We start from the raw sequence: 13,316 nt of genomic DNA on the forward strand, positions 1-13,316 counted from the left end.
GTGCTGCAAATGACCTCATCCGATCAAGTCCAGCTCGGACAAGCCGTGCCGGACTTTACGCTTCCGTCCTCGACGGGCGCCGATATATCGCTGCGCGATTATGCGGGCAAGAAGGTCGTGCTCTATTTTTATCCGAAAGATATGACACCAGGCTGCACGCAGGAGGCATGCGACTTCCGCGATTACCACGGCGACTTCGGGAAATACAATGCGGTCGTCTTGGGCATTAGCCCCGACACCGTGAAGTCCCACGACAAGTTCATTGAGAAGCACGGCCTGCCTTTCCCGCTGCTTGCCGACACGGAGCATGCCGTGGCCGACCTGTTCGGCGTCTGGCAGCTGAAGAAGATGTACGGCAAGGAGTATTACGGCATCGTTCGTTCGACCTTTCTGATTGACGGGGAGGGCAAGCTGGCGAAGGAATGGCGCAAGGTGAAGGTGAAAGGGCACACGGAAGAGGTGCTTGAGGCCGTGCGCGAGCTAGGTTAAATGAATGTTATGCACAAAAGGCGGCCCAAGGTCCGGGAGGACATGGAGCCGCTTTTTGCACGGGAGCCGGTGCAGGCTTCGAATACAGAGCACCCCTTGGCCATCATCGAATGCGCCGCCGCAGCAGGGTTTACACATAAGATACATATAAGCTTTCGATATCCTCCGTCGGATTGCCGGCGTACACAATGCGCCCTTTCCGTAAAATAGCGACTTGGTCCGCGATTTTCTCTGCCAGGCCGATGATATGAGTCGATAGCAGAATCAAGGCGCCCTTGGCGCAGTACGTCTGCAACGTATCCCGCACCGTAATGACTTGATCCGGGTCCAGACCGTTGGTAGGCTCGTCCAGGAGGAGAATATCCGGTTCGTGAAGCAGCGTTGACGCTAGGGCCACTCTTTTGGCCGTGCCCTGAGATAGGGAGCCTATCGGATAACCGCTGTACGATTGCAGCCCGAATTGCTTGAGCCAGTGCTGCATCCGCTCTTCTAGCAAATCTTTGGGGACATTGCGCAGTCGGCCGCTTAATCTCATCATTTCAAGGACGGTCAAAAACGGGTACTGGAAAGGAAACTCCATCATATATCCGACGCGCCGTTTGTAGCGCTGATCCTGCCAGTTCAGAACCTGGCCATTCAGCGTAATGCTGCCTTGCTGCGGTTGATTCATTCCGGCAATGAGATGCAGCAGCGTCGTCTTGCCCGCACCGTTCGGGCCGAGTAGGACCGTTATTTCTCCCGATTGCAGGGTCCAATCTATCTCTTGCAGGATGGGGGTGTTACCGTAGGCATAGCCGATGCGATGTAATTGCAGCGAGAGAGGCTCTATCTTGCCCATCGCTTGCATCCCTCCTTAACCATTTGCAGGAATTTTGTCAGGAATGGTGCGGTATAACCGGATAAAACCAATCTGAATGACTGCGGTGGATAAAATAAAGAGAACAAAATGCAATTGATGCAAATACAGGAGCAGAATCATGCTTGGGGTAATCCATAGCTGCCCAACCAAAGTAATGCGGCCGGAAGACGTAAAGCGGTACCCTGCCAACAGACCAAAAGAGGCAAGTGTAGAAGCAAGAAAGGAGCTCTTGAGGAAGAGCATCATTGAATTGGTCCAGGACCGCTCTATTCCGAACTGCCATCCAAGGTAATGAATAGCGGCGATGCTTGCGCCCATTGTCCAATAAAAAAGCCATTTCGCAGACAACATCGTACGCCATGCATCCAAGGTAACCGTATATAAGGACAGCCCTCTGCCTTCATTCGCGAAGCCTCTCACCGTCCAAATCTCATTAGCCAGCCAGATGAGCAGGCCGGCGCCTATTGGGATGACCGCGGGACTGTCAGCGGCAGCATAGAAGCAGAACAGCTCCAAAGCGAAGATGCAGAAGAGAAAGGGAACAACGTCTTTGAAGCGGGTCACCAAGTAAAGCTCCTTGCGGAACAGCGGATAATGGGACAGCATGCGTGTCTTGGCGCCAGTCTCTGCAGGAAGCGTCGAGCGCATCACTTGCGGCCAGGCGTATTCCGCCGCCCGGAACGCGCACAGGAATTGGAGCGCTATGATGATTGCCGCGCCAAGCATCCGTGCCGCAAGAGCAAGGGGAAGAACTACCCCCGCCAGGTTAACGGCCAGCCACATCACAGCCAGCCATTGGAAGGCAAGGCGTCCCGACCTATAGGAATACCCGCTCACTTCCGCGTAAGAGAATCCAAGCAGCATCAGTATGAGCCAGAGCCACATGTCGGCATGTGACGGGGTCCACATGAGCTGGCCGATGATGATCCACGCGAGGAGGAGCAGGAAGGGCGTTTTTTTCCAAAGGGAATAGGCGGTTAAAAAGGAACCTCCCCGTCCCGATGACCATAGAAAGCGAGCCTCCGCCACATGGGAGCTGGCGGCAAACAAGCTGATGCCCGCGATGAAACCGATCAGCCAGCTTCCCAGCCCGATATAGACGGAAGGGAACGGACTGGATGCCAGCATGGCCGTCAGTTGAGACGCCCCGCGGGGGAGCAAAGCCAGGATCACCACCAGCAGTACGATATCGCGCCGTGCCATCTGTTTTACGCGAGATAGATAGACGGTCTTGTATAGTTGAAAGCTTGAGATCATAACATCTGCTCCCGTTAAGAAACAGGCGAGAACACATGGTTCTCATCCTGCGAAGTATATAAATCGTAATATTTCCCCTGAAAACTCATCAATTCCTGATGGCTCCCCATCTCGGTTATTTTCCCATCATCAAGTACGATGATGCGATCAGCATGCCGAACGGTACTCAACCGGTGCGCGATAATGATTTGCGAGCAGGAGATATGGCGCAAGGAATCGCAAATGAGTTGCTCCGACATCAAATCCAGTGAACTCGTCGCTTCATCCAGCAACAGGATGGTGGGACGATGGAACAAAGCGCGAGCGAGAAGGATCCGTTGCCGTTGTCCTCCGGAAAAATTAAAACCATTCTCAGATACCATCGTCTGATAGCCTAGCGGAAGCCGCATAATATCATCATGAATCGCGGCTTGTTTTGAAGCGTGCACAACCATATCCATTGTAACATTTTTATGGTACATTTGGATATTATCCATAATTGTCGCATTAAATAAACGCGATTCTTGCAGCACGGCGCCGATACGTTTTCGAAGTTCTTGTTTGTTCCATGTATTGATGCTCATGCCGTCAATTTTGATGATGCCCTTCGTTGGTTCGTACAGTCCAAGCAATAACTTAGTGACTGTGCTTTTACCCGATCCGGACGCGCCAACGATAGCGATTCGTTCACCCGGCCGGACAGCCACAGAGATGTTTTTGAGAATCTCACTGCCATATTTATTGTATCTAAAAGAGACGTCGCAAAATTCGATATGACCTTGAAACGACGGAGAGGGGATTTTTTCCCCCATAGGTTCAGGTGTGCTTCCGATTACATCCTGAAGTCTCTGAATATAAGTCCGTACATTCACTAAATCATGATAGGTTTGGCCCAAAGAAACGATTGGAACCATAAAGGAGGCGGCCAATGCTTGGAATCCCAGCAAGCTTCCAAGAGTCATCTTCCCTTCCAGCACATAATAAGCCCCGGCCCATAACAGGAGCAGGGGAAGCATCAATTGTATGCTGATTGAATTGGAGCCGATGATGGATGTCCAGACGCTTCGCTTTTCCGTCGCTTTTAATTGTTTCGTAAAGAACAGCTTCCATTTCGCAATGACATCCTGCTCCGCCCCCATTAATTTCAAATCAGTGATGTTTTGAATATTTTCAGATAAAAATCCGTATAGCTCAGTTTGCGCGGAAACTTCCTGACGGGATAAACGCTGAGAAACGTAAGAACTGAAAAAAATAAGCCCCAGCATAACAAGTCCAATCCCAATGACCATGACGCCGAGCTGTAGCATGCTTATCAGCATGAGTGCTGCGTATGTAATGAATGAGAGACAGTCAATAAAAATGGAGACCACTCGATTGGATAAAATATTTCGGATTAAAATATTGGAGTTGGCCCGAAAGACCAGTTCTCCTCCTTTGCGATTATCAAAGAAATCGTAGGGGAGGGTAAAAAGACGTTCCATATATTTCGTCATCATCGTTTCATCCATTTTAGATTGTAATTTTGCAATGAGCCAGCCCCGTAAACAGTGAAATCCCAGGGTATATAGAAAAAGGCTGCCAATGATGACACTAAATATAAAGAGTAAATCTTCACGACGCCCCCCAACTACGACATCGATGAACCACTGCGTTACGCGAGGAATGAAGACCCCCAAGGCTTGCAGCAATAAGGCAATGACAATAATTGCAAAAAGCAGATTCCGCCCACTCCATATAGACAACATAAAAAAAGGGTTCTTCGACTTTCTTTTTTGCGGTTTGAAAAGCTCTCCGGGAGCAAGGCAAAGGAATTCGATAACAAATTTTCGGGTTACGTTCTTGCATTAAGGGGTACGGAGCGGGAAATCGAGATCGCCTCCATGTACGGCGATCACTTATTGAAAAATGTCCATGAAAGCGACAAGGGGTGGTATTGGAGATCCACTGGATTATCCCAGGCTTATGTTGGTTTAGGCCATGGAAGCATGGGAATAGCCTGGTCTCTTTTCCGACTCGCTTCCGTGACCGGAAATCAGGCATATCAGACAGCGGCGGAACACGCGCTTCAATATGTGCGTTCTCATTATTCCGATGATTATGGAAACTGGGTTGACAGCCAGGCCGGAGGAACTCTTGCCAACTGGTGCCATGGGGCAAGCGGAATCGGGATTGGGCTAACGATGTGCCTCCCTTATTTGCGGGAGGCACAAGCCAAGCAAGTTACGAAAGAAATCGAAAGAGCGGTAATGGCGACCCTTCGATATGGTTTTGGAAAAAGTCATTGTTTATGTCATGGTGATCTTGGAAATGCGGAGTTGTTATTATTAGCCGGCAAAGAGCTGAATCGTCCTGAATGGATAGAGATGGCCCGGAGGTATGGAACTCAAGCTCTGAACGATTACCAGAGCAAGGGGAAGTATCTTACCGGCATCCCTAAGTGCTCGAACATCCAAGGATTGTGGCTGGGGATCTCAGGAATCGGATATCAACTGCTTCGGTTGGCTTCGGGTGATACTTGCCCGTCATTTTTGTCACTCCAGGAGCCGCATGCTCACATCAAGGCATTCAGATGAATGGGTGGTTAATTTACAGGATTAGCCAGCAGAATCGTCAAGGTTCTACTGGCTAATCAAATCTATCTAATACACCCGATGGATAATATCCTCGAAATCCGGCTCCTCCATATGAACATCCTCCATCCCGCCGAACCGTTCGAGCAGGCGCAGCGCCTCCATCGCGCTCAGCTCCTCGCGGTTGCATTCCACCGTCAACGTGTTGCCGGCAAGGGAACGGCAGCGCAGCGGGTGCGGCACCTCCTCGGATAAAGCCGCGCCCTCGCGGTACGTGACGCGAATGAGGGTCGGCAAGCCGATTCTCTTGCGCAATTGATCAAGCGAGCCATCGAAGCCAATCTGGCCATGGTTGATAACGATGACGCGCTCGCACAGCTGCTCGATATCATCCATGTCGTGCGTCGTGAGGAGAATCGTCTTGCCCAGCTCGCGGTTGATTGTCCGCAGGAATTGGCGGATGCTCCGTTTCGCGATGACATCGAGCCCGATCGTCGGCTCGTCCAGGAACAGAATATCCGGGTCATGCAGCAGGGCGGCCGCGATATCGGCCCGCATCCGCTGGCCGAGCGACAACTGCCGGACCGGCGTCTTCAGGAATTGATCCAGCCCGAGCAGCTCGCGGAGCATCCCGAGCCTCCGCTGCGCCGCATCCGTATCCATGCCGTACATCGCGGCCAAAATATCGAATGAATCGGCTGTGGGCAAGTCCCACCACAGTTGGGTCCGCTGTCCGAACAGAACGCCCAGCCTGCGGGTTACCCGCCTTCGTTCCCGGTGCGGATTCCGCCCGAAGATGCTCACCTCTCCCGAGGTCGGATGAAGAATGCCGGAGAGCATCTTGATGGTCGTCGATTTGCCGGCGCCGTTCGGGCCGATATAACCGACGAACTCGCCGCTCTCAATATGGAAGCTGATGCCGCGCACGGCTTCCTTCACGACATAGTCGCGTGACAGAAGCGTTCGCAAGCCTTTGAACCGCCCTTCCTTCGGAGCGGACCGGCGGAATTGTTTGTGCAAATCAGTCACGGTAATCACGGTTGAACCCCCTTATCGTCCTTCTATGCTTGACTCTGCCTAACGCTAACTTCCCGTGCTCTGGTAGCGGGCCAGGCCGATTCTCCATACCCGCAAGGCGAGAACGAACAGGCCGGCCGCGATCAGCACCGACAGTCCAATCAGCCAGATGCCATAGTTGTTCCGCAAAATATACAAGGACGGGACGTAGTTGGCGAAGCCGACAGGAATGATGCTGAGCAGCAGCCCCTGGAGCCATGACGGATAAATGCTCATCGGGTATTGCGCCGCGGTGCGGGCGGCATCCTCGGTAATGTTTTGCAGTTCCTCGATGCGCGTAATCCAGAACCCGACGGACGCCGTCAGCAGGCCGATGGCGAAGAGCAGCACCGCGCCCGACAGGATGACGATCAGCGTAAGCGGCACCGCCGTCCATCCAATCTGCCCCTGCTGCATCAGCGTTCCGATGCATATCGAGAGGATGGCCGTGCCTTGAACCACTTCGCCCAAGCGAATCGAGAAGTTCTGGGACATCAACGCCAGCAGTATCGGGATCGGCCGGAGCAGCAAGCCGTCGAGCGTGCCGGTGACCAAATATTTCTCCAAGTGGTGCACGTCGGAGGCGAACATTCGGTAGATGGCTTTGGACAAGGAGAGAACGGCATACAAATAGCCGGCCTCCGCCAAGGTCCAGCCCTTGATATGGCCGAATCGGAGCAGAATGACCGCGAGCATTAGAAATTCGACTACGCTGATGATCGCAGCCATAAGCGTTGAGAACCAAAAGTTGAACTTGTACTGCATCCGGCTGCGGATGCTTGCGCGCACGAGCAGCGCGTACATGCGAATCCATGTCATCCCCCTTGCACCTCCACCTTCCGTCTCATGATCCCGGTAACGGCGAGACATAGAGCGGTAAATAGAGCGCACCAGATGACAGAGCCTGTCAACGCGGCGGGCGCTTCCATTCCGAGGTAGATTCGCGTCGGCACATAGTGCAGGAACGGATAGAACGACGCTTCACTGATGGCGGCAAGCCAAGAAGGCAGCCATTCAATCGGGATGAGGAAGCCGGACAGCAGCATGCTGAAGGCATAGTTCACCCAATAGAGCCAACGCGACTCGGTCGTCCAGAGCGCCAGAGCTCCGATCAGGTAGTTCAGGCAAATGGAAATGTACGCGGCGAGCGTCAAAGCAACAGCGGTCCACAAGTACGTAGTCACGGATGAGGGGACGTGAAGCGGTAATACGAAGAAATAAAGCGCGTAAATCGGAAGAAACTTATACACGAACTGGTAGGCGATCTGCCCCCATTCCTTGCTCATCAGATGATAGAACAGATGAACGGGCTTGACGAGATCGAGGGCAATCTGCCCGGTTCGCACGGACTGCTCCATGCCGAGTCCGTTGTTGAGAAAAGCGGCGACCCATAAGCTCGCCTGATTGAACGCGACATAGCTGATGATGCCGTTCAATCCATATTCGCCGAGCGATCGGCCTTCTGCAATCCCTGTCCATACGGACACATAGATGAGACCGAACAGAGCGCTGGCGATGTTGTGCACAAGATGCGCACTCCGGTACTGCAAATTGCTGAGGTACATTTTACGTGCTAGCGTCCAAAAAAGCATTCAACACCTCCGGCATCTTCATGCTTAGCGGCGTGCCTACACAACGATGGGAGCGTAATGCGTCTTGAGAGAGCGAGGAATATCATACCAGAGGTTCCGGAAGGATTGCAAGCGTTTTTTGTGTTCATGGCCTGGTTGCGCTAAGGAAGCCAATCGTTTTGCCGAATGTGCGGGTTTGATTGAGGAAAATAAGCACCGCGTGCCTTGGAGTTGGAGCGATCAGGCCTCATCTGATGCAGGCGGGGGATTTTTGGTATCTTACGTCGAAAAAAATTAGGACTCGCCATTAACAAGAAAATATTGTATAATATAAGCAATTCAGTATTTGATGTGAATACATAGGTCCTGATGGGAAGAACCCGACGCTAATTCTATTGGCTGAGGGTTTTTTGTGTTTTTCAGGGCCGATCGGGAATGGCGTAAAAACACTATTATCGTAGGAGTGATCAATCATGAAGACCATGAAAAGAGTAATCCTGTTCTTTATCATCGGTTGCTTGGCGCTTCCTGGATTGCCGGGGATTCTATCCGCAGAGGCCAAGGGGATGAGCTTCAAGGATGTATCGGCAACGCACTGGGCCAAGGACTCCATTTCTGCCGCCGTAAATGCAGGATATTTCAAGGGTTATAGCAATGGAACGTTTCAACCGGAGGCGACCATTACAAGGGCGGAATTCGCTGCCTTGCTGTCGCGTGTATCGAAAGCGGAAGCTTCCACGGAAATCGAAAATATCTTTAGCGATTTGAACACTCACTGGAGCAAAAAGGAAGTCGAGAAGGCGGTTGCTTTGGGATTCATCGATCCGAAAAACTACCCAGACGGCTTTCAACCCGACACGGCGTTAACCCGTGAAGAGATGGCCATCTGGCTCAGCTCCGGCTTGGCAGCGGTGGATGAAGACTACAAGCAGGCGCTGTTGGATACGAAGGAGACGCTGATTCCGGTCAAAGAATACTTCAAACCAGGCATTCCAGCGTCCAAAGCCGGCCATATTGCGGTAGCCATGGGCACCAAATTGATGAGCGGCTACCCGGACGGTTCCTTTGGCATGAAAAAAACAACGACTCGTGCCGAGACGTCGGCGATTCTGTTGCGGTTCGTGAAGGCAGCTACCAAGAAGGCCGACAGCTTCCCGGCCCTGAATGAGCTGCGGGCAGTGGGGACGGAGAAGAATAATTTGGAGGTTGTGACGCCGTTTGAAGCTCCTGGTGTGACAAAAGCATCAGGAAAGACGAGAACATTTAAAAATAATGCCGGCAAGTTGGTTTTTCATCGGATGGTTGCAGTGAATGTAGAAAATTGGAACGAAAAAAGCTTTTATGGTGACCTGTTTTTGGATGAGAGCGACAAGGAATTTTTCGAAAAGCACAAGGGAAGGTTTCCGCTATTTATAGAACTTACGATCTATCCAAAAACAAAGGAATTCGGTGTTGACCATTATGCTACTGGAATAACAAACTTGATGGGAGGGATTGCAATACATAACAATCAACACAAAAAATATGGATATGAAACCCTTCCCGTTATGGAGGATATACACTTCTTTTCCAAGCATTCTTCAGGTGTAAAACTATGGGTTGTAAAATACTATAACACGGAAGAAGATAACCTCGGTAGCGCTAAATTTGATGATGGTTCCTTATTGATGATTGCGAAATAGAGGGGAAAACATGAAAAAAGCAGTTACAGTCATTTTAATCCTATTATTGTTAATATCCTTGACTAATTATAGTCCTAAGCTTGTCTCAGCTTTGGATGAGCCTCCGGAAGTTGAAAAGTTTATACCTTGGAAAAATGGTTATCCAGATAAAGGAATAAAAGTAATCCCGGAAGGTTTAGCTCCTAAGACTCAAAAGATTAATGTAACTGTAACGGGTAAAGACTACCCGAATCCAAAAACAGTCTGGACTGAAGGGGATAGAGGACAATGGGTTGCAGTTACCCAAGATGGTGAACGTGTCGAAACATTCATGGCCATCGGTAAAGATGGAAATAAGTACCCGCGAGACACTTCAGTGAAAGACCGGATAACTATGTATAACTATGCTCCAGAGAGTCTACAGGATACAAAAAATCATGCATTCAAAAAGGAGCACGTTAAGGAACTCGGGTTAACTAATCTGAAATATCAAGAAACACAAAGCTCTTTTACTCCGAATGGTGAACCAAAATTCACCAAGGGGCAACTCGAGGCTGTTCTTAATACAACTACAGGTCATACCCATCTTGTTTCAATATACCGCCAATATGAAACGGGGCATCAAGGTCAACCGAAGTATCAGGCTCATTACTTTATCTATCTAGAAGCAGACTTTGAGGGCTATGTCACAGAAATGAAAGAGCTACGCGTCTCGTCTGATGCAAACATGTACATCGGAGAGACCAAGAATTTAAAGGCAGAGGTCAGGACTCAGGAATATGACATGACAGGCTTTACGAATTGGCTGGATATCACTCGTCGGACGGAACAGCTGGAATGGAGTTCGGATCGCTCTTCTGTGGCGACGGTAGGGCCTGACGGGAAGGTAACAGCTGTCGGGAAAGGAACTGCCAAGATAACTGCCAAATGGAAGAGCTATCCCTACTATATTTATGACGATGTGACGATTACGGTTGGCGATGTTGCTGGTACACCGGATCCGACGATTCCGCCAGATCCGACAGGCTCATGTACTGTACCTGTCCCGGGAACGAAAATCCCAAATCTGGTAATGGATCCAAAGGTGAGCGCTATGATTAAGGCGGATAATCGGGGAAATGAGCAGTTCGATGTGCTTCTCGGCATCCCGACTTCTGAATTTTTATACGCCAATGCCTTTGCTCATAATTACTTATTCAAGAGCTCGTTCGTGCAGATGAGCGGGAAATGTACATTTGAAGTTCCTGTGGAAAAGACGTTTCTTAAGAAATGGAAAGAGCCAGGGACTGACGATGAGGGGAAGCCCACGCAAGAAGACATGGAGGAAGAGGAGAACGTCAGTGATGTCGTGACCGTTGAGCGTCCGTATTCATTTTGGGTAGTTGACAACCTGGAAGTTTACAAAATCCAAGAAGCGACGCTGCAAAATGCAGCATTGCCGGGCGGAGGGGTTACCTTGGAGCCCCGAAATTATACGCCGCCCGATTATCATTTCAAGCAGCAGGGCGGAATCGTGAAGGAACCGGAAGCGCAGAGTGTCGTTCTTCCTTCGCAAACCGTAGGCAAAGACATACCGAACTATTCAGGAGAATTCAAAGCCGCTGCCGAGAAAGCGATCGGGAAAGTTCGCGTCCAAAATGATTTGCTTGTCTTTCAGGGAAAGACGATTATGTCAGGGCACGCGGTGGATGAGAACGGCTCCTCTCCAGGAACCATTCCGTCTCCAACCGTGATCAGCGAAAACATCTTATATAAAAATCGGCTCTTACTACATAGCGAGAAAGTGAACGCAAAAAATGTGCCGAGCAGCGGTACGATTTATTATAAGCTGCTTCCGGAACGGATTCATGGCGGCACGGATCAGGAATTCCCGATTCCGGGCATCAACCCGGTCACGATACATACCCCGGTTGTGACGTATGCTTCCGTGTCGGATGACCGGGCGCATAACCAGAAGACGAAGCCGAGCCTTAACCGGGCGGCGCTCATTCTGGAGCGGACATTTACGGTGCGCCTGCCGACGGGCGGGCAGCATGTCACCTACCCGGGCTACGGCAACCGTGATTATGCGAACTATATCCGCACGAAGCAGGTGTGGTTCCCGTTCGATGTGTACTCCGGGGATCGGAGCCGCTTCATTCCAAAGCGGACCTGGATCGACCTCCCGGTGCATCAATTGGATACGACATTCTTCCTGCCGGTATGGATCGATGAAGGCAATTATTCCGTCCTGTTTCGCACGATTGCCGAGAACGCGCCCGCGCACTTCACTACCCAACCGAATGCGAATACCGAACTAGGGAATCATGTCTCCACTGACGTGGTTGAGGTGGAAGTCATTGGCCGGCTGTATGACTTCCGGGTGAGTGACATCGTAGATTACAACTGGGAGAAGGTGTTCCGCAAGCGGGCTGGCAGCCATGAACCTGCCGGGGCCTCCTATTGGGTCGGGAAGAAAGGCATTGACGGGGAGCCGAGAGGAAACCAGGCGCCGTATACGCTGCCGATTCGGCCCGGCAGTCATCCGCTGCAGGGATACCGCAATGTGGCGGTGAAGACGGGCTATCATTTCAAATTCGATCTGAAAACGAAGGGCAATATGTTCGGTCCAAAGGATAGCATCCGGATTACGCCAAGCTTCTACTACGTAAGCAAGGATGGCAAGGCTCGCTTTCCGGTTGATTTGTATTACCACAGCAATGACCGCTACTTCATTCGCATCGGATCGCAGGAGGATCAGGCCGGACGATATGTCATTCTGAATGAGCGGCTGCGCAACGTGCCGATGGAACAGTTGATCGACACGGCCAGTTACAAGTACGACCGCGAGGGACAAGGAGTGTCCTTGAGCCGCCAAGCCTATATCGAGCAGTACATCGAGAAATGGACAAAGCGGAAGACGCCGGTCGGCGGTTATGGCGGGCTGCTGCTGCCGGAAGCGGTGCGCACGTTCATCGGGCCGAAGTCGAATCTTCCGGATACGGCCGACGCCCAGAGGGCGAATGTATCGATTCAGCAGTGGTATGGCGAGTATAGTTTGCCGGCCGAGGTCTATATCGTGAGGGCGGGGACGGATATCGCCGAGTACGGCCGCACGCATGGAGGTTTGCATGACCAGTCCCCTATCTTTCTGAGGGATGGCTACCTGGTCGTGAACTTTAATATTGAGACGATACGGGAGGGCCGGACCGCAGTTCCGCATTTGCAATATATTCACGCGCCGTTGATGAACCAGTGGCGGCTGGAAGGATTTGAGCGGACGATTCGGGATTCGTTCGGCCGCACCTTTGCATTGCGAGACGGGGATGTGTTGTTCTACCACGCGAACCTGTCGAGCCGGGATGATTTCGGGGCGATGGTGCCGCATTAGCCTTTAGATTGGGATTGAAATACCTTGGGGTGGAAGCGTTGCTTCCGCCTCTTTTTATTTCGTGGGGATAGGGATCGGGATAAAAGGCGCCGTCTCGAACGCCGCTCGAAGCCGTAACATGCGGGCCTCTGCCTCTTTTGATCGATATCCCCGTCGTTCAGGAAGAACAAGTATCCTAGCGGCTTATTTTGAATATCCCCTTGGTTCAGGAACGCCGATTATCCCGGTAGCCAGGAGAGGATGTGCAAATAAATTTGAGATTTTTTGCTCCTGACTGGATGGGATATTCACGAAGAGAAAGCGTGAGGGAGAGGACGGAAGCGGGAAGATGTAACGCAAGACGACAGCGGAAAATGACTAACTGAAGAAAGTTCTCAGGGAAGAAAGTGTTCAGCTTTCGCGGCAAGTGAACAGCAGCTATGGAAAAGATATTCCTGACTGATTGGGAGAGTGATGATCAAGACAGCGAAGCATAGCGGCTAAGCAACGGCCCCCCTGAGTGAA

Annotated in this window: 10 protein-coding genes; 4 read left to right on the plus strand and 6 right to left on the minus strand. The window is 51.3% G+C overall.

Annotation, left to right across the window (positions count from 1 at the left end):
- Positions 1–9: 9 nt before the first annotated feature.
- Entirely contained in the window at positions 10–489 is a 480-nt protein-coding gene (bcp, locus tag L6439_RS02875) for a thioredoxin-dependent thiol peroxidase (protein WP_213470086.1), read from the plus strand.
- Positions 490–619: 130 nt separating this feature from the next.
- On the opposite strand, the gene L6439_RS02880 is transcribed toward bcp, so the two are convergent.
- The 3 genes from L6439_RS02880 to L6439_RS02890 are packed head-to-tail and all read right to left on the minus strand — an operon-like array spanning position 620 to position 4,329.
- Positions 620–1,327: an ABC transporter ATP-binding protein gene (locus L6439_RS02880; RefSeq protein ID WP_213470088.1), complete on the minus strand. Its 708-nt coding sequence runs from the start codon at positions 1,325–1,327 to the stop codon at positions 620–622.
- Between the two features lie 15 nt (positions 1,328–1,342).
- Positions 1,343–2,605, minus strand: a complete 1,263-nt coding sequence (locus L6439_RS02885) for a hypothetical protein (protein WP_213470090.1) — start codon at positions 2,603–2,605, stop codon at positions 1,343–1,345.
- 14 nt (positions 2,606–2,619) lie between these two features.
- Positions 2,620–4,329, minus strand: a complete 1,710-nt coding sequence (locus L6439_RS02890; RefSeq protein WP_213470092.1) for a peptidase domain-containing ABC transporter — start codon at positions 4,327–4,329, stop codon at positions 2,620–2,622.
- 27 nt (positions 4,330–4,356) lie between these two features.
- Here L6439_RS02890 and L6439_RS02895 point away from each other — a divergent pair, with 27 nt between their 5' ends.
- Positions 4,357–5,157 carry a lanthionine synthetase LanC family protein gene (locus L6439_RS02895; RefSeq protein WP_237096727.1) on the plus strand — a complete coding sequence of 267 codons (801 nt, stop codon included), beginning with the start codon at positions 4,357–4,359 and terminating at the stop codon, positions 5,155–5,157.
- 66 nt (positions 5,158–5,223) lie between these two features.
- On the opposite strand, the gene L6439_RS02900 is transcribed toward L6439_RS02895, so the two are convergent.
- The 3 genes from L6439_RS02900 to L6439_RS02910 are packed head-to-tail and all read right to left on the minus strand — an operon-like array spanning position 5,224 to position 7,802.
- Positions 5,224–6,192: an ABC transporter ATP-binding protein gene (locus L6439_RS02900; RefSeq protein ID WP_213470096.1), complete on the minus strand. Its 969-nt coding sequence runs from the start codon at positions 6,190–6,192 to the stop codon at positions 5,224–5,226.
- Positions 6,193–6,237: 45 nt separating this feature from the next.
- The gene (locus tag L6439_RS02905) at positions 6,238–7,029 is read right to left on the minus strand and encodes an ABC transporter permease (protein ID WP_213470098.1); all 792 of its coding nucleotides are present in this window, start codon (positions 7,027–7,029) and stop codon (positions 6,238–6,240) included.
- Complete coding sequence (locus L6439_RS02910) at positions 7,026–7,802, minus strand: ABC transporter permease (RefSeq protein ID WP_133381926.1); 777 nt, start codon at positions 7,800–7,802, stop codon at positions 7,026–7,028. Before L6439_RS02910 ends, L6439_RS02905 begins: the two co-directional genes overlap by 4 nt.
- Positions 7,803–8,254: 452 nt before the next feature.
- Here L6439_RS02910 and L6439_RS02915 point away from each other — a divergent pair, with 452 nt between their 5' ends.
- Both L6439_RS02915 and L6439_RS02920 read left to right on the plus strand, forming a co-directional pair.
- The gene (locus L6439_RS02915) at positions 8,255–9,463 is read left to right on the plus strand and encodes an S-layer homology domain-containing protein (RefSeq protein ID WP_213470100.1); all 1,209 of its coding nucleotides are present in this window, start codon (positions 8,255–8,257) and stop codon (positions 9,461–9,463) included.
- A 763-nt stretch (positions 9,464–10,226) separates the two neighbouring features.
- Positions 10,227–12,812, plus strand: a complete 2,586-nt coding sequence (locus tag L6439_RS02920) for a DUF5704 domain-containing protein (protein WP_237096728.1) — start codon at positions 10,227–10,229, stop codon at positions 12,810–12,812.
- The last annotated feature ends 504 nt before the right edge of the window (positions 12,813–13,316 follow it).

Origin of the sequence: Paenibacillus dendritiformis, assembly GCF_021654795.1 — a bacterium.
Taxonomy (GTDB): Bacteria; Bacillota; Bacilli; order Paenibacillales; family Paenibacillaceae; genus Paenibacillus_B.